Source organism: Actinopolymorpha pittospori (assembly GCF_014873875.1).
Taxonomy (GTDB): domain Bacteria; phylum Actinomycetota; class Actinomycetes; order Propionibacteriales; family Actinopolymorphaceae; genus Actinopolymorpha; species Actinopolymorpha pittospori.
This window is the reverse complement of the sequence record NZ_JADBEM010000001.1, coordinates 1990106-2006654: the sequence shown is the minus strand read 5'-3', so window position 1 is coordinate 2006654 and position 16549 is coordinate 1990106. Positions and strand designations below refer to the sequence as shown.

Below are 16549 nucleotides of genomic sequence, written 5' to 3'. Positions count from 1 at the left end.
GCGTCACTCCTCATCACGATGGGTCGAATCCTCGGCGGGATCTGCTTCCTCGGCGAGCAGGGCCCCGAGCCGGTCCAGGCGGTTCTCCCAGGCGGTGCGCTGACCCCGGAGCCACTCCTCGGCCATCCGTAGGCCCGCGGGCTCCAGGTGACAGGTGCGGACGCGACCGACCTTCTCCGAGCGGACCAGCCCGCAGTCGGTCAGGACCTTCAGGTGCTGTACCACCGCCGCCAGGGACATCGGCAGGGGCGCCGCCAACTCGCTGACCGACGCGGGCCCGTGAGTCAGTCGTTCGACCATCGCTCGCCGATGGGGGTCGGCCAGGGCGTGGAAGAGCCGATCCGGCGACCCGCGATAGTCAAGCATGTACTTAACCATAGGGCGGCCGGCGACAACGGTCAAGCAGATACTTAAGTTTTCTGTGTGCGATCTCGGGCTTGACTTCGTCGAACACGTGTTCGACGATGGCCGCATGGTTCCCCGCCGGCCGACCGCGCCTCTCCGCCACCTTCGGGTGGTGGCATGAGCGCTGTCCGGACCGCGGTGGTGTGGTGTCCCGACTGGCCGGTGATCGCGGCCGGACGCGACGCCGGATGCCCGCCCGACGCCCCGGTCGCGGTGCTCGACCGGGGTCGGGTCTTCGCGTGTTCACAAGCCGCCCGCCAGCACGGCGTCCGGAGAGGTCTGCGGATCCGGGAGGCGCAGTCCCGCTGCCCCGACCTCGTCGTTCTCACCTACGACCCGGCGATCGACGCCCGAGCGTTCGAGCCGGTCGTGGTCGCGGTCGAGGTGCTCGCGCCGGGGGTCGAGATCATCCGTCCGGGCATGTGCGCGCTCGCGGTTCGGGGCCCGAGTCGCTACTTCGGCGGTGAGCAGGCGTTCGCTCACGCCCTGCGCGCGCACCTGGCCGAGGCGGGTTTCGACAGCGTGATCGGCATCGCCGACGGCCCGTTCGCGGCGGAGCAGGCCGCTCGGCTCGCGGAGCAGGCGGGCGAGGCGGATCTCGCGTTCCCCGCGGGTGAGTCCGCCCGTTGTCTCGCTCCGCTGTCGATCGACACCCTCGACCGACCGGATCTCGTCGACCTGCTCCGCCGGTTGGGCATCCGCACGCTGGGCGCGTTCGCGGCCCTGCCGGCCCGGAACGTTCTCGGGCGGTTCGGCAACGACGGAGTGGCCGCCCACCGACTCGCCGCCGGCCGTGACCCCCGCACCCTCGCCACCCGCCGGCCACCACCGGAGCTCGCCACCGAGGTCACCTTCGAGCCACCCGTCGACCGGGTCGATCACGTGGCCTTCGCGATCCGTGGCGCGTCCGACCAGCTGGTGGCCGGCCTCGCCGAGCGCGACCTGGTCTGCACCTGCCTGCGGGTGGAGGTCGAGACCGAACGCGACGAGCCGGGCAGCCGGCAGTGGCGGCATCCCCGCTGGTTCAACGCACCCGATGTGGTCGACCGGGTCCGCTGGCAGCTGCAGGGGACCCGCACGAGCACCGGAGGCCCCGCCCAGGAGCTGACCTCCGGGGTGGTGCGGATCCGGCTGGTCCCCGACGAGGTCGCTCCCACCGGCGCCTACCAGGACGGGCTGTGGGGAGACCAGGCGCCCGACGAGCGCATCCACCGGGCCTTCACCCGGGTGCAGAGCATGCTCGGGCACGAAGGCGTGGTGACCGCCGTCCTGTCCGGTGGACGGGCCGCCACCGAACGCGTCACCTGGGTGCCGTGGGGCGACGAGCTGACCCCCACCCGCCCCACCGAGCCACCGTGGACGGGGCATCTTCCGCCTCCGGCCCCGTCCACGGTCCTTTCCTCCCCCGAGCCGGTCGACGTACTCGACCCGACCGGTCAGGTGGTCGACGTCGGCGGACGCGGCGAGATGTCGGGCGAGTGTCGGGTCCTGACCCGGCCGAACGCCGACTCCGGGGCCGCCACGCTGCCGATCGTGGGCTGGGCCGGGCCGTGGCCGGTCGACGAGCGGTGGTGGGATCCCCAGGCCGCTCGCCACTACTCGCGGTTCCAGGTCGCCTGCGCCGACGGGAGCGCGTTCGTCCTGTTGCACGAGAACGGCCGCTGGTGGATCGAGGCCTGCTATGACTGAGCGACCTCGTTCCCCGGGCGCCCGGGCGGGGTGGTCCTGATGGGGTGGAACAACCCGCGGATGCCCTGGTCGGAGCTCGAGCGCATGCTCTCCGGCCGGCGGCCGGGTGGTCCGCCGAGCGGCGCCGACGGTGGCGACAGCCCAGCCTGGACTTCCGTCCGGCCGCCCTACGACCCACCGCCCGACCAACGCCCCCAGCGCCCGGACGGGCCGGTGGTGCCCTACGCCGAGCTCCACTGCCACTCCAACTTCAGCTTCCTCGACGGCGCGAGCCACCCCGAGGAGTTGGTCGAGGAGGCCGTGCGCCTGGGTCTTCAGGCGCTCGCCCTCACCGACCATGACGGCTTCTACGGCGTGGTCCGGATGGCCGAGGCCGCCGAGCTCGCCGACTACCGGCTGGCGACGATCTTCGGCGCGGAGATGTCCCTCGGCCTGTCCCAACCGCAGAACGGCATCCCCGACCCCGAGGGCAGCCATCTCCTGGCTCTGGCCCGCGGTGAGGAGGGTTACCACCGGCTCGCGGGAGCGCTCACCGAAGCGCAGCTGCGTGGCGGCGAGAAGGGCCGGCCGGTCTACGACCTCGACGACCTCGCGGCCAGGGCCGGGGGAAACTGGCTGGTGCTCACCGGCTGTCGCAAGGGCACGGTGCGGCAGGCTCTCCTCCGGGAGGGCGCCGACGCGGCTGGGCGTGAGCTCGACCGGTTGGTCGGGCTGTTCGGCCAGGACAACATCGCGGTGGAGCTCATCGACCACGGCTACCCGCTCGACTCCGGCCACAACGACGCGTTGGCCGAGCTCGCCCGGGTCCGGCGGCTGCCGGTCGTCGCCACCAACAACGTCCACTTCGCCACCCCCGAGCGCCGGCCGCTGGCGACCGCGCTCGCCGCTGTCCGCTCTCGGCGCAGCCTCGACGAGATCGACGGGTGGCTGCCCGCCGCCGGCGCCGCCCACCTGCGGTCGGGTGCGGAGATGGCCGCGCGGTTCGCCCGCTACCCGGGCGCTGTGGCCAGGACGGTCGACTACGCCGAGGCGTTGGCGTTCTCGCTGCGGAAGGCGAAGCCGCGGCTGCCGCGGCAGGACGTCCCCGAGGGCTACACGCCGATGCGGTGGCTGCGCCATCTGGTCCGCCAGGGAGCCGAACGCGCCTACGGCACCTACACCGGCCGGCTCCGCGAGGAGACCTACGCACGGCTGGAGAAGGAGCTCCGCGTCATCGAGGAGAAGGACTTCCCCGGTTACTTCCTCATCGTCCACGACATCGTCAACTTCGCGAAGAGCAGGAACATCCTCTGCCAGGGCAGGGGATCCGCGGCCAACTCGGCGGTCTGCTACGTCCTCGGCATCACCGCGGTCGACGCCATCTTCTACAACCTCCCGTTCGAGCGCTTCCTGTCCGCGACCCGCGAGGAGGAGCCCGACATCGACGTCGACTTCGACTCCGACCGCCGCGAGGAGGTCATCCAGTACGTCTATGAGAAGTACGGCCGTTACAACGCCGCCCAGGTGGCCAACGTCATCAGCTACCGCCCGAAGATGGCGGTCCGCGACATGGCGAAGGCGCTCGGCCACAGCACCGGGCAGCAGGACGCCTGGTCCAAGCAGGTCGACTCGTGGGGGTCCACGGCGACCACGGAGGACTCCGACGTTCCCGGGCCCGTCGTCGCGATGGCCGAGGAGCTGTTGAAGTTCCCGCGCCATCTCGGCATCCACTCCGGCGGGATGGTGCTGACCGACCGTCCGGTGGGCGAGGTCTGTCCGATCGAACACGGCCGGATGGACGGCCGCACGGTTCTCCAATGGGACAAGGACGACTGCGCCTGGATGGGCCTTGTCAAGTTCGACTTGCTCGGGCTCGGCATGCTCGCCGTTCTGCAGTACACGATGGACGGGATCCGCCAGCACGTCGGTGAGGACTGGTCGCTCGCGACCATCCCCAAGGAGGAGCCGGGCGTCTACGACATGCTCTGCCGAGCCGATTCGGTCGGGGTGTTCCAGGTCGAGAGTCGCGCGCAGATGGCGACGCTGCCCCGGCTTCGGCCGCGCCGGTTCTACGACCTCGTCATCGAGATCGCTCTCATCCGCCCCGGCCCGATCCAGGGCGGCGCCGTCCACCCCTACATCCGCCGCAAGCTCGGCCGCGAACCTCCGACGCCTCCGCATCCCACCCTGGCGCCCGCGCTGGAACGCACCCTCGGCGTCCCGCTGTTCCAGGAACAGCTGATGCAGATCGCCATGGAGGTCGGTGGATGCACCGGCGACGACGCCGACCTGCTGCGCCGGGCGATGGGCTCCAAGCGAGGGCTGGAGAAGATCTCCTCACTGCGGGAGAAGCTGTACGCCGGCATGGCGGCGCGCGGCATCACCGGCGACACCGCCGACATGATCTACGAAAAGATCGAGGCCTTCGCCAACTTCGGGTTCGCCGAGAGCCACTCGATCAGCTTCGCTCTGCTCGTCTATGCCAGCGCATGGTTCAAGCTGCACTATCCGGCGATGTTCCTCGCCGGGCTGCTCCGGGCCCAGCCGATGGGTTTCTACTCCCCGCAGAGTCTGGTCGCCGACGCCCGCCGGCACGGCGTCGAGGTCCGCCGCGCCGACCTGCACGCGTCCGGCGTTCACGCCGACCTGGAACCAGCCCCAGTCACGTCCGAGCGGGCCGGCGCCGAAGAGGCCGGATCGATTGCCGCCACGAAGGACGGAGCCGCCGAGCAGGCGACCTCGCCGGCCACCGGAGATCCGGCGTGTGTGGCCGAGCAGCATCCGATGACCGGGCCGTTCGATCCGGACGGCCCGGTCGAGGACGCCCGACACCGCCGGGACGGGCTGTTCGCCGTACGCCTGGGCCTCGCGGGGGTGAAGTCGATCGGCGCGGACCTCGCCACCCGGATCGTCACCGAGCGCGAGACCAACGGCCCCTACGCCGACCAGGCCGACCTCGTCCGGCGGGTCGGGCTGACCGCGGCGCAGATGGAGGCACTGGCCACCGCGGGGGCCTTCGGGTGCTTCGGCCTGTCTCGCCGGGAGGCGCTGTGGCTCGCCGGAAGCGCCGCCCAGGAACGCCCCGACCACCTGACCCCGGCGGCCCCGACTGCCCCGGGGACTCCGGCGGCGAAGGCCACCGCTCCAGCCCGGAGGGACGCCGCCGCCACCCCTGCCACCACGCCCACCGTCGCCGCGCCCAGACACGCCACTCCCGCGGCCGCACCCACACCTCGGGCGGGTTCGGCGCGGGGGTCCGGAACGCCGATCCCGGAGCAGGTTCCGTTGCTCCCCGACATGAACGCCGCCGAACACGTCATGGCCGACCTGTGGGCCACCGGGATCTCCCCGGACGACTACCCGACCCGGCACGTGCGGGACAAACTCGAGGAGCTGGGAGTGATCCCGGCCGCCCGTCTGCGCACGGTCGAGAACGGCCGCCGCATCCTGGTCGGCGGTGTTGTCATCCATCGCCAGCGACCCGCCACCGCGGCGGGGGTCACGTTCCTCAACCTGGAGGACGAGACGGGCATGATCAACATCATTTGTCCACAGGCTGTGTGGAACCGCCACCGACGAGTGGCCCGAGACTCCCCAGCTCTCCTGATCCGGGGCCGACTCGAACGTGCGGAAGGCGTGACCAACCTGGTCGCCGAGAAATTCGCCCGCCTTCCACTCAACATCCGCACGATGTCTCGCGACTTCCACTGAGCACGGCGAATCGTCCTGATTGCGACCTTGCCATGTCCTACCGCAAGGCGATCTTGACGCGCCACGACCGCAGCCCTCTCCACAGGCCTACCCGCGTTTTCCACAGAAATCGCGGCGTGTTTCCACAGCGGTGGACGACGGTCGCCGATAAGTGGGAGACCCGTCGGCGTACTCCGTGGAATCATCGGCGCCCATGAACCCGCTGCCCTTCGACGCCGTCCTGTGTGACCTGGACGGAGTCCTACGCCACTGGGACCCGGCCATCCTGGGTGACCTCGAGGTGGGCTACGGCCTCGCGACGGGCACGCTGGCGGCGACCCTGTTCCATCCCACCCGGCTGCTGCCGGCGATCACCGGGCAGGTCAGTGACGCCGAGTGGCGGGCCGGGATCGCCGAGGACCTGCACGACCTGTGCGGCTCGGCCGACCGCGCACGGACGCTGGTCGAGGCGTGGTCACGTCCGGTCGGCCGGGTCGACCCGGACGTCCTCGCGATCCTCGCCGCGGCCCGCGCACACGTCCCGGTGGTCCTGGTCACGAACGCCACGACGCGCCTGGAGGACGATCTCGCCGCCCTCGGCCTCCTCGACCAGGTGGACGCGATCGTCAACACCGCACGGATCGGCGTCGCCAAGCCCGACTCCCGCGTCTACGTGCACGCCGCCGCGATCGCCGGGGTCGACGTCACCCGCTGCCTGTTCGTCGACGACCAGGCAGGCAACGTCGACGCGGCCCGCGTGGCCGGGATGACGGGTCTCCTCTACGCGGGGCCACCCAGCCTGCGCCAGGCGCTGACACCGGTCCAGCTCTGATCCAGCCAGCTCTGATCCAGCTCTGATCCGGGGCTAGGACACGACCTAGTCGTCGAGTTCGTCGACCTCGCCACGCTCGGCGGCGGCGTAGGCGTCGTCCTCGCTGCGGCCGCGGCGCCAGTACCCGACGAAGTAGAGGTCCTCCCGAGCGATCCCACGCTCGTTCACCAGGTGCCGGCGCAGTTCCTTCACCGCGCCGGCCTCGCCACCGAGCCAGACGTAGGGCTTGCCGGTCGGGAGTTCCGCCGCGCGTACGGCGTCGAGCAGCGGGCCCCTCGCGGACCTGACCTGGACGCTGCCACCGGCCTGGGCGGCGTTCGCCTCCGACCCGGAGGTCGCGGTCGGCAGCGCGTTCGCGGTTGTGTGCCGGTGGACCCAGGTGAAGGTCACGTCGCCCATCGTGAGGTACGACTGCTGCTCGGCCTCGTCGTCGACCTCCACGAACGCGTGCACCTGCACGCCGGCCGGCAACGACTCGACGATCGCGCCGATCGCGGGCAGGGCCGTCTCGTCGCCGAGCAGCAGCTGCCAGTCGGTGCCGGGAGTCGGGTCGTAGTCGGCGTACGGGCCGAAGATCGTGAGCGAGTCGCCGCGCTTCGCCGTCGTCGCCCAGCGGGAGGCAGGGCCGAGGTCGCCGTGGATGGCGAAGTCGACGTCCACCTCGCCGGTCTCCGGACGGTGCCGGCGGAGCGTGTACGTCCGCATGGTCGGACGGATGTCCGCCGCAATGGCGCGGTAGGCGGCGAACCAGTTGTCGTGCTCGCCCAGCTCGGTCGGCAGCATGGGGTCCTGCTGGCCCGGCAACGGCAGGAAGATCTTGATCCGCTGGTCGGGACCATCGTTGACGAAGCTGGCGAGGTCGGGGCCGCCGAGGCTGACCCGGATCATGCTGGGGGTGAGCTGCCGTACGCCGGTCACCTCGGTCCGGAAGAAGCCCATCGCCGGTGCGGGCCGTCGACGAAGGGGGCGGGAGGCTCTCTTCACGGTGGTCGTGGACATCCGGCCGGCTCCGATCAGGTCGGGACTAGGAAGCAAAGTAAGGCTAACCTAAGAGCCTGCGCTTCATGCATCCGCTTCCCGAAGACAGGACAGGTTCGGCCAGCAGGCGGTCAGCATTCGGCCAGCAATCGGCCAGCACCTGTCAGCGGGCGGTCAGCCGAAGGTCGCCGCGCAGGTACGGGTGCCCGGCTCGACCTCGGTGTAGCCGGCGTCCTGGACCAGGGCCGCGCGCACCGTGCCGGACAGGATCCGCGCCCAGGTAGTCGGCGTCCCCTCGACGACCCGCAGCGGAAAGCCGGCCTCCGTCCAGGCGAGGACGAGGTCCTGGTCGAGTTCGAGCATCCCGAGCTGGGCGGCGTGCCCCACCTGGGCGCACGCCTTGCCGGTCGTCATCGGCACCGAAGGCGCCAGCACGATCGAGAGCACAGGCGCTCCCGACTCGCGCGGACCGGTCCGGGCCAGCTCACGTCCCGGGGCCTCGCCGGCCGGCCGGGGTTCCGCGGGTCGCGCCTCTCCAGGCCGGCCCCCGGCACCGGGAACGCCGTTCGACTGCGGCCGGTCGACCGGAACCTCGCCGTCGCGCACGTCGGCGTCCGGCACCGCGTCCCCCGAGTCCACCGAGTCCACCGCGTCCGCGTTTCCTCTGTCGTCCGCGTCGCCAGCCGCGTCCACCGCGAGCGCCCGGACCGAGCGGGGCGAGAGGTCAAGGCCCTGCACCTGCAGCCTGGCCACCACCGCCGGAGCCTGCGAGACCGGGTGCGGCAACAGCGCGCGCACCTGCGCCGTCGCCACCTCGACGGTGACGCCGGGGAGGTCGGAGACCTCCGGCCAGCGGACACCACGGGCCCGGCGGACGACCTTGCGGATCCGGCCGTCCGTCCAGCGTTCGAGGTCGGCGTGCCATTGTCCGCCCGGTGCGCTGTCTGGATCCGCGAGCAGGCGTACGACGGCCAGGGCCGACGCCGCGATCGCGTCCTCGTGCGTCGGGGGATCGGTCTTCTCGACCCGCACCACCAGCGGAAGCGCCCATGGCTCGCCCTGGTCCAGGGCCGCCCGCTCTGCCACCGCCTGGCGTCGCCAGTGCTCCCGCCAGTAGGTCACCGCGGAGCGCTGCGCTTCGACGGACTCCGGTGTTCGGGGTTCACCCGTGCCGCCCGAGTCGAGACTGGACTGCGGGTTGGGGTCGACGTGGGAGTGAACGGGTCCGGTCACGGGGCCAGTATGCGCGCCGCCCCGGGCCCGGCCGCGCGTGGTGTCGACGCCCGCCTGAGGCCCCGACGGTGACCGGGTTCTCCAGCAACGGACCCGATGTGGATAGGTTGAGCGGGCCGTATCGGACTGGAGGGAGTCCCCCATGACCGACCACGTGGCTGATCTGGAGCCCATGCCGACGGACTGGCGCCGCTGTCTCGCGGTCGTCGCACATCCAGACGACCTGGAGTACGGCGCGGCCGGGGCGATCGCCGCCTGGACCGCCGCCGGGCACGAGGTCCACTACCTCCTCGTGACGCGAGGCGAGGCCGGTATCGACGGCATGCCACCGGAGCAGGCCGAGCGGGTCCGGGAGCAGGAGCAGCGCTCCAGCGCCGCCGTGGTGGGCGTGGACGAGGTGGAGTTCCTCGGCTACCGGGACGGCGTGATCGAGGAGAGCCTCGACCTGCGCCGCGACCTCGCCCGGGCGATCCGCCGGCACCAGCCCGAGCTCCTCGTCACCCTGAACCATCACGACACCTGGGGGCCAGGTGCGTGGAACACCCCCGACCACCAGGCCGTCGGGCGGGCCGTCCTGGCCGCCGCGGGCGACGCCGGCAACCGCTGGGTCTTCCCGGAGCTGGTCGAGGAGGGCTTCGCCCCGTGGAACGGCGTGCGCTGGGTCGCGGTCGCCGGATCCCCGTTCCCCTCCCACGCGGTCGACGTCGGCCACACGCTGGACAAGGCGATCGCCTCCCTCGCCGAGCACCGCGCCTACATCGAGGGCCTGGGCGACCACGATCCGGTGGAGTACGCCAGTGACCTGCTGCGGCGCTTCGCCGCGGGCACAGCGGACCGCTTCGGTGGCCGGCCGGCCGTGTCGTTCGAGCTGTACAGCCGCTGAGCGCCCGGTGGGGCCGTCCCAGTCAGCCGACTCAGCCGGGTCAGTCCGCCAGGCCCCGACGTACGGCGGACACGGCGACCGCCACCCGCGCGTCCCGCGTCGGCCCCGGCCGCGCCTCGGCCACGAAGCCGGCGAGATAGCGGCGCTGCGCCTCCTCGATCCGGTCGGGCGTGATCCCGACGGCGGCGAGGGACGCGGCCAGGTCGGCGGGCAGGTCCGTGGCGCGAGGGGTGTCCGGCAGCACCAGGACGCCCTCCCACTCCTGCGTCAGCGCCGGCTGGTCGGGAAGCGGACAGACCAGCGTCAGATCGTCGAGGGTGAGCACCCGCACCCGGGCGAGCGTCCGGTGACTCGGGGAGCCCTCGACGAGCAGGTCGGCCGGTCGGAAGCTGTCGTGGCCGGTGATCCGGCGGTCGAGCACGTAGGCCCGCGCTCCTGCATGGTCGTGGCGGCGCCCGCGGACCGTGAGCCGCGTCATCGGCACGGACCTGTCAGGGACCGACCGGCGTACGTCGAGTACCACAGCGGGCGGTAGCACCGCCATCGTTCCGGGACCAGCCCCATCGGGGCGGCGGCGCGTTCGAGCTCATGCCGGATGCGCAGGTAGTAGCCCAGGTCACCGGCCTCCTCCGAGCGCAGCAGGTCCATCAAGGTGGTGTGCGACTGGTAGATCTGCACGGACGGGAAGACCGTGGCGTGCGGCAGCAGAGAGCAGGAAGTCGCGCATCTCGGCGTACGGGTCGAGACCGGCGACGTACGTGAACGACGTCTCCAGCCCGGCGGCACCGGCCCGGGCCAACAGGTCGGGCATCTCCTCCGGCAGCAGGCTCGCCTTGCTGGACTTGAGCAGGACGTCACGCCGGGAGCCGCACTCCGCGGTGAGGTAGAGCAGGAACGGCCCGACCTCGGCGGCGATCTCCTCGAACGCGGCCTGGCTGCGCAGAACCGAGGTGAGCAGGCCGATCCGCGGCGTCAGCCCCCGGTCGGTCAGCACCCGTCGCACCGTGCGCAGGTGCGTGAGGGCGGCGGCCTCGGTGTGGAAGCACCCGGTGGAGATCGTCATCTCCGTCAGGTCGCCGAGCGAGCCGCCGGGCGGGAGCTGCGCCTCCAGTCCCGCGAGGAGGGCGGAGATCTCGTCCTCCAGCCGCAGCCGCGGATCGACGGCGTCCTCCAGCGACGTCGGGCAGAACGCGCACCCGGTGCACCTGCTCCGCGAGTTCGGGTTCAGGGTCGCGGCCCGCCAGCGCCGTCCGTCCCGGCGCCGGAGGTAGCCGGGTACGGCGTCGTCCAGGGCCCGTCGTTCGATGGTCGCGACCCGCCGGCCGTCGACGCACAGCCGATCGCCCAACACCTCGAAGGGCGAGTCGGGTCGGCCGGAGGGGACGACGACCAGCCGGGACGTCCGCTCACCCGCGACCCGCACCCGGAGCCGGACGCGGGCACCGAGCGGAGTGCGGATGCCGTACAGGTTGACGCCGATCAGCAGCACGTCGGTCCAGGGGACGTGGTGCTCGCGGGCCAGCGCATCCCACCGCGCGAGCACGGTCGTTTCCACTGTCGCGGTCATCGCCGCACCTCTTCCACCGGGTTTCCACCGGGCGAACCGGCGCCGGTCGTTCCCTCTCCAACCGCGACCCTCCGGTGCGCCACGCAGGAGCGGGAGGTGGCCGGCGTTCGGTCACGTTCGGTTGTCGCGGTGCACGGGGCGATCCCGTGCGGCCGTTCGACAGGCAGACGCGAGAAATGCCCTGATCGTTCCCCGATGACCGCAGCCGACACGCACGCTCCGGCGTCAGGGGCCGCCGCCTCCGGGCCGGTCCTGTGCCGGGAGTGCGCAGGCGGGGGTACCGCCCGGGAGTCGGTGACGGTTGTTGGCGATGGCGCGGTAGACGACGTGGGCGATCCAGCGCACCGGCGGAACGCGCAGCAGGGCTCCGAGGACGGACCAGCCGCCTCTGGCGTGCAGCAGCAGCCGGGCCACGGCCTGCGCGCCGCCGTCGATGCGGCCGTCCTGCCCCACCCAGAGCACCTCGCGTTCGGCCCGGGCCTGTGTCGTCCCCACCGCCGCGAGGTCGGCGAACTGCCAGGGCAGCAACTGCGCACGGGTGTGCGTCCACCGCTCGAGGACGTCCACGCTGCGGGTGCAGAAGGCGCAGTCGCCGTCGTAGAGCAGGATGGGCGGTCCGTCTCCGAACCGGGACCACGAGCCGCCCGAACGCGTGCGCATACCCACATCCTCTCTCGGTCCGGCGTGGTCTCCGCGTTGGACGCACCAGCGCACCAGCCACACCAGGACCGCGAACTGGACCAGCGGCGTCACGGTGTCCCGGATCCGGTCGACGACGAAGCCCAGTCCGGAGGGAAGCTCGACCACCCGGCCGGGCACGTAGGCCATCGCCATCATCCCCGAGCGCACCACCACCATCGGGTCGAGCCGGCTGGCGAGCAGGGCGGCGAGTGGCACCCACCCGAGCAGGTCGTACCACGGCAGGCTGTACTGCGTCGTGAACACCCAGGCCAGGCACAGCGCCGCGGCGGCGCGCACCGCCTCGGGTCTGGGATCACCGCGCCCGTCCTCGTCCGCGGGCCGGATCCCCGGTCCCGGCAGCGCCCGCCACAGCAGGGCGGCGAGCAGCACCGTCGTGACTGCCGATGCCACGCCGATCAGCGCCCGGGCCGCCGACTCGGGCAACACGAACAGGTGCAGCGGCCCGAACAGCAGCCGCCACGGCGTACCGGAGGAGACGAAGCTCGGCGCCATCAGTACCCGGTCGAACACGTGCGGTCCCGCGAACACGTACGTCCCGCCGAGCGTCACCAGCGAGCCCAGGCACAGCATCACCATCGACCGCGGCGACCGGCGCAGACTCCACACCAGCGCGAGCCCGTACAGACCGACGGTCAGCTTCACCGAACCGCCGAGGCCGAGCAGGAGGCCGGCAGCGAACGGCGACCTGCGCACCACCACCAGCGCGGCGACCGCGAAGACCACGGCCTGCGCGTCGTTGTGCGCGCCCGCGACCACCGCCCAGATCAGGATCGGGTTGGCCAGCACGCACAGCGCGGCGCGGGCCCGGGCCGCGGGGTCCCGCCCGGCCAGGACCAGGCTCAGGCAGCCGATGGCGAGGAAGGCGACTGCGTTGGTGACCTGCAGCCCGAACACGGTCGCGTGGGTCGAGCCGGCGCCGAGCCAGGCGGCCGCCTGCTGCAGCCAGGTGCCGACCGGACCGTAGACGGAGGTGGCGTCCTGCCACGGCCGCTCGATCGCCGCGACCACCGGGTCGTAGCCGAGCATGGCGACGTCGGCCGGGGAGGCGTGGTACGGGTCGCCGCCCAGCTCGGCGATGCGACCGTAGGCGGCGTACATGAGGACGTCGCCCGAGGTCATCGGCGGCACCAGCGTCAGTGCGGTCACGCCGACCACTCCGAGGGCGACCAGTCGGGCCGGTCGGGGCCGCCAGCCCGCGGCGAGGGCTCGGAAGCCGAGATACAGGCCGTACGCACCGACGACGAGGCCGCCCAGCGCGAGTCCGACGACCAGCGACGGTGGTGGATGCGCGTCCCACCAGTACGGCGGGCGCCAGGCGGCCCGCTGCGGCAGGGTGAGGACGACGACGGACGGGCCGAGCAGCCCGGTCACGGTGAACAGCGCGATGCTGGCGCCGGTGGAGACCAGGGCGAGCCGGCCGGTGCGGTCGGCCGTGGGGACGGTGTCAGAGGGAAGCGCGGCGGTCGTGGACGCGCTCACCGGCCCGCGCGGTTTCGGTTCCCCCGCCCGACCCGGGCGGCGGGGATGGGCAGCAGCGACAGCAGGGGCCGTACGGGCAGGGAGCCGCGGCGCAGGAGCGCGCCCGCGACGTGCAGCCACTGCTTGCCGCGGTGGATCTGACCGCGCCAGTCGCTCCCGGTCACCCGGTGCTGGAAGGCGACCGGAACCTCGACGACACGGAACCCCTTGCGTAACAGGTCGATCGTCAGGCCGACCTCGACACCGAAGCCGAAGGCCAGCGGGCTGGCGAGGTCGAACGCGGACCGGGTGAGGCAGCGTTGCCCGCACAGCGGCTGGGTGGCCTCCCATCCGGTCGCCTGACTGATGCCGGAACGGGCGAGGCGTACGACGAAGCCGTGGCCACCGCCCGCGCCTCCGCTCTGCGCGGGCATGGTCGCGATGGTCATGTCGGCCGCGCCGTCGAGGACCGGGCGGAGCAGCCGTTCGGCCTCGGCGGCGCTCTCCTCGAGGTCGGCGTCCAGGAACAGCAGATGACGAGGAGCGGTGCGGTCCTCCCGCGAGTCGATGGCCGCCACCGTCTTCGCACCGGTCGTCATCGCGGCGGCCTTCCCGCGTGAGCGGCGGTGGCCGACGACGACCGCGCCGGCCTCCTGAGCACGCTGGGCGGTCGCGTCACCGGAACCGTCGTCGACGACGACCACGAGGTCGACGCCGGGAACCTTCGCCGCGGCCCGGACGGTCGAGGCCACCCGGGCGGCCTCGTCGCGCGCGGGGATGACGACGGCCACCCGCGGCACGTGGGTCGGCATACCAGGCGACACGGGAATGAGCGTAACGGCTATGACCGCTTACGGACAGCGCCTCCGGCGCCTACCGGCGTCCGTGTCGGTAGCGACGTCGGTGCCGAAGTCTCGGCTGACGTGGGTGCGGGTGGAGGAGCCGGAGTCGGTGTGGGGTGTCGGCCACGGCGGCGACCCGTTCTCAGCGGGAAGGCGTGAGATCGAGTACGGCGTAGACCGTCGTCGCGCGTTCACCCCGTCGTACGCCCCACCGGGCGGAGAGGTCGTCCACGATCGCCAGCCCGCGGCCACCCAACGCGGAGGCCGGTAGCTCCAACGGGCGGGGCTCCGTCGGCCCACCACCGTCGGTCACGCTCACCTCGACCTGATGCGCGAGCCGGGTCCAGGTGACCCGCAGCGTCCCGGATGGGAGCGGTCGCGCGTGCCGCAGGGAGTTGCCCACGAGTTCGCTGAGGACCAGGAGAGCATCGTGCACATCGTCTGGATGAACCCCGGCGCCCCGCAGGTCGGCGGCGAGTCTGCGCCGTGCCTTCCGGGCGCTGCCCACTTCGAACGGCAGCACCAAGGCAGTGGAGGTCGTCGAACTCTCGACCGATACCACAGTCACGCCGTCTCCTTAGACCTCCGCTCGCCACACCTCGTGCCGCAGCCTTCCTGCGCAGGCATGACGCTTTGCTTCCCGCCCACACCCGATGGGAAACCCCTGCTCGCGACGCCGTGGAGATGTTCGGCGTCTTCTACACGGCGTACGCCCGGGGAGCTTCCGGATCCGGCCACAGGCGTGCCCTCGCCCGCTGCCTCACCGCCGAGCCGGCCCGGTGGGCGATCCCGGGTAACCTCACCCACTGTGAGGTGGGCGAGAAGGCGTACCGCTCGAGCAGCCGGAATCCTACTCGGGCTGTCCCCGGTCCTCGGCGTGCTGGTGACCCCCAGCCTGGTCGGACCCGGGACGACCGAGGCCTACGCCGACGTGGCGCGCGGCGTTCTCCAGGCGGCACCGACGCCAACCGGGACGCCCGAACCCACCAGGACGCCCGGCAGCGACGGTGCCCCCAACCCCACCGACACTCCGCGCGACTCCTCCGACTCCACGGGTGCCGGCAACTCGACGAACACCGGCGACTCCAGTGAGTCCGAGGCGTACCCGGATCCCGTCAACTCGAGCAAGTACGGCGGAAACTCCTGCCGCAGCCAGTACCCGAGCAGCACCAGGACCACCCAGACCCCCTGGCAACAGCGCCGCCTCGTCCTCGACCGGCTGGACAGTTTCGCCGCCGGCAGGCAGGTCACGGTCGCCGTCGTCGACACCGGCGTCTCCTTCGCGAATCCGCAACTCGACAAAGCGTCCGTCCCGCCAGCGGCCAGCTTCGTCTTCGACGAGGACGCCGCCATCGCACCGTGGCAGGACTGCGAAGGGCACGGGACCATGGTGGCGGGCATCATCGCTGGCCGGCCGGCCGGCGACTCCGGCTTCCGCGGCGTCGCGCCGTCCGCGAAGATTCTGTCCGTCCGAGTGGCGGAAGGCGAGAAGACGGGATCGGCCAGGTCGCTGGCGGCCGGAATCCACTACGCCGCCGACCATGGCGCCGATGTCATCAACGTCTCCGTCGTCACCGAGGGCGCCTACGACCTGCTCGGCAAAGCCGTACGGTACGCCCTGGACAAGGGCGTGGTCGTGGTCGTCGCCGCCGGAAACACCGGCACGAAGGGAAACGGCCAGACCTGGCCCGCGGAGTACGCCCGCCAGAAGGGGTTCGAGGGCCTGATCGTCGTCGGCGCCGTCGACGAGGCGGGCAACGTCCCGACCTTCTCCACGACGTCGGTCCCGATCACGGTGGCAGCGCCCGGACAGAACCTCACCGGGCTGGCACCCCTGAGCGGTCTCGCGACCAACCAGGAGGGCACGAGTTTCGCGGCGCCGTTCGTGTCCGGGCTGGCGGCTCTGCTGCTGGAGAAGTACGACCACCGGCTCACCCCGCTCCAGGTGAAGCGGCTGTTGGAGTCGACGGCCGACCATCCGGGCCTCGACCTTCCCGACCAGCGGTCCGGGTGGGGCGTGATCAATCCGTACGAGGCGCTGACCCAGTTGCGGCCGGATCTCGGCGCCGCGCCCACGCCCGCCCCGGGCGCCACGATCGCGCCGCTCACCCTGCCCGCGGCCCCGGACCCGCTGCCCCGCACCATCGCCCTTGCGGCCGGTGGTGGCGCCGTGGGTGTGGCTCTGCTCGTGCTCGCCGGGGTCGCGACCTACCGCAGGGGCCGGGTCCGTGGCTGGCGCCCGGGCCAGGCGCACCAGGAGACACCGACCACCTGACCCGGGACCGCCGTCG

Annotated in this window: 14 protein-coding genes; 5 read left to right on the top strand and 9 right to left on the bottom strand. The window is 72.2% G+C overall.

Going from position 1 to position 16549, the window contains the following annotated elements:
• Nucleotides 1-3: 3 nt before the first annotated feature.
• Nucleotides 4-366 carry an ArsR/SmtB family transcription factor gene (locus HEB94_RS09450; RefSeq protein ID WP_192749543.1) on the bottom strand — a complete coding sequence of 121 codons (363 nt, stop codon included), beginning with the start codon at nt 364-366 and terminating at the stop codon, nt 4-6.
• Nucleotides 367-522: 156 nt separating this feature from the next.
• On the opposite strand from HEB94_RS09450, the gene HEB94_RS09445 reads away from it, so the two are divergent.
• The 3 genes from HEB94_RS09445 to HEB94_RS09435 all read left to right on the top strand — a co-directional run bounded on the left by HEB94_RS09445 (nt 523) and on the right by HEB94_RS09435 (nt 6595).
• Entirely contained in the window at nt 523-2094 is a 1572-nt protein-coding gene (locus HEB94_RS09445) for a DNA polymerase Y family protein (protein WP_192749542.1), read from the top strand.
• Nucleotides 2095-2133: 39 nt separating this feature from the next.
• The gene (locus HEB94_RS09440) at nt 2134-5784 is read left to right on the top strand and encodes an error-prone DNA polymerase (protein ID WP_192749541.1); all 3651 of its coding nucleotides are present in this window, start codon (nt 2134-2136) and stop codon (nt 5782-5784) included.
• 193 nt (nt 5785-5977) lie between these two features.
• Nucleotides 5978-6595 carry an HAD family hydrolase gene (locus HEB94_RS09435; protein ID WP_192749540.1) on the top strand — a complete coding sequence of 206 codons (618 nt, stop codon included), beginning with the start codon at nt 5978-5980 and terminating at the stop codon, nt 6593-6595.
• Nucleotides 6596-6640: 45 nt separating this feature from the next.
• On the opposite strand, the gene HEB94_RS09430 is transcribed toward HEB94_RS09435, so the two are convergent.
• Both HEB94_RS09430 and HEB94_RS52370 read right to left on the bottom strand, forming a co-directional pair.
• Complete coding sequence (locus HEB94_RS09430) at nt 6641-7594, bottom strand: siderophore-interacting protein (protein WP_202896244.1); 954 nt, start codon at nt 7592-7594, stop codon at nt 6641-6643.
• A 153-nt stretch (nt 7595-7747) separates the two neighbouring features.
• Nucleotides 7748-8806, bottom strand: coding sequence for a peptidyl-tRNA hydrolase (locus tag HEB94_RS52370; protein WP_192749539.1), 1059 nt, complete (start codon nt 8804-8806; stop codon nt 7748-7750).
• Between the two features lie 142 nt (nt 8807-8948).
• Here HEB94_RS52370 and HEB94_RS09420 point away from each other — a divergent pair, with 142 nt between their 5' ends.
• Nucleotides 8949-9689, top strand: coding sequence for a PIG-L deacetylase family protein (locus HEB94_RS09420; RefSeq protein ID WP_192749538.1), 741 nt, complete (start codon nt 8949-8951; stop codon nt 9687-9689).
• A gap of 40 nt (nt 9690-9729) precedes the next feature.
• Here the strand turns inward: HEB94_RS09420 and HEB94_RS09415 are convergent, their stop codons facing one another.
• From HEB94_RS09415 to HEB94_RS09395, 6 genes are all read right to left on the bottom strand, one after another.
• A complete protein-coding gene (locus HEB94_RS09415) occupies nt 9730-10167 on the bottom strand; it encodes a hypothetical protein (RefSeq protein ID WP_192749537.1) in 438 nt (145 codons plus the stop codon).
• Nucleotides 10164-10337 (bottom strand): hypothetical protein, encoded by a 174-nt coding sequence (locus tag HEB94_RS49135; RefSeq protein ID WP_202896243.1) that lies wholly within the window; start codon nt 10335-10337, stop codon nt 10164-10166. Before HEB94_RS49135 ends, HEB94_RS09415 begins: the two co-directional genes overlap by 4 nt.
• The gene (locus HEB94_RS09410) at nt 10306-11256 is read right to left on the bottom strand and encodes a hypothetical protein (protein WP_202896242.1); all 951 of its coding nucleotides are present in this window, start codon (nt 11254-11256) and stop codon (nt 10306-10308) included. The genes HEB94_RS49135 and HEB94_RS09410 overlap by 32 nt, the downstream gene beginning before the upstream one ends.
• Nucleotides 11257-11481: 225 nt before the next feature.
• Nucleotides 11482-13437, bottom strand: a complete 1956-nt coding sequence (mptB, locus tag HEB94_RS09405; RefSeq protein WP_192749536.1) for a polyprenol phosphomannose-dependent alpha 1,6 mannosyltransferase MptB — start codon at nt 13435-13437, stop codon at nt 11482-11484.
• Nucleotides 13434-14240 (bottom strand): glycosyltransferase, encoded by an 807-nt coding sequence (locus HEB94_RS09400; protein WP_337917556.1) that lies wholly within the window; start codon nt 14238-14240, stop codon nt 13434-13436. The genes mptB and HEB94_RS09400 overlap by 4 nt, the downstream gene beginning before the upstream one ends.
• A gap of 160 nt (nt 14241-14400) precedes the next feature.
• A complete protein-coding gene (locus HEB94_RS09395; protein WP_192749535.1) occupies nt 14401-14826 on the bottom strand; it encodes an ATP-binding protein in 426 nt (141 codons plus the stop codon).
• Between the two features lie 309 nt (nt 14827-15135).
• Between HEB94_RS09395 and HEB94_RS09390 the strand changes: the two genes are divergently transcribed.
• Nucleotides 15136-16533 (top strand): S8 family serine peptidase, encoded by a 1398-nt coding sequence (locus HEB94_RS09390; RefSeq protein ID WP_192749534.1) that lies wholly within the window; start codon nt 15136-15138, stop codon nt 16531-16533.
• Nucleotides 16534-16549 lie beyond the last annotated feature (16 nt).

Bases quoted from the DNA above. Each gene is read 5' to 3' on its own strand.
- HEB94_RS09410 (WP_202896242.1), bottom strand. From the start codon at position 11,256: ATGACCGCGACAGTGGAAACGACCGTGCTCGCGCGGTGGGATGCGCTG.
- HEB94_RS49135 (WP_202896243.1), bottom strand. From the start codon at position 10,337: ATGGACCTGCTGCGCTCGGAGGAGGCCGGTGACCTGGGCTACTACCTG.
- HEB94_RS09450 (WP_192749543.1), bottom strand. From the start codon at position 366: ATGCTTGACTATCGCGGGTCGCCGGATCGGCTCTTCCACGCCCTGGCC.
- HEB94_RS09440 (WP_192749541.1), top strand. From the start codon at position 2,134: ATGGGGTGGAACAACCCGCGGATGCCCTGGTCGGAGCTCGAGCGCATG.
- HEB94_RS09415 (WP_192749537.1), bottom strand. From the start codon at position 10,167: ATGACGCGGCTCACGGTCCGCGGGCGCCGCCACGACCATGCAGGAGCG.
- HEB94_RS09430 (WP_202896244.1), bottom strand. From the start codon at position 7,594: ATGTCCACGACCACCGTGAAGAGAGCCTCCCGCCCCCTTCGTCGACGG.
- HEB94_RS09445 (WP_192749542.1), top strand. From the start codon at position 523: ATGAGCGCTGTCCGGACCGCGGTGGTGTGGTGTCCCGACTGGCCGGTG.
- HEB94_RS09420 (WP_192749538.1), top strand. From the start codon at position 8,949: ATGACCGACCACGTGGCTGATCTGGAGCCCATGCCGACGGACTGGCGC.
- HEB94_RS09435 (WP_192749540.1), top strand. From the start codon at position 5,978: ATGAACCCGCTGCCCTTCGACGCCGTCCTGTGTGACCTGGACGGAGTC.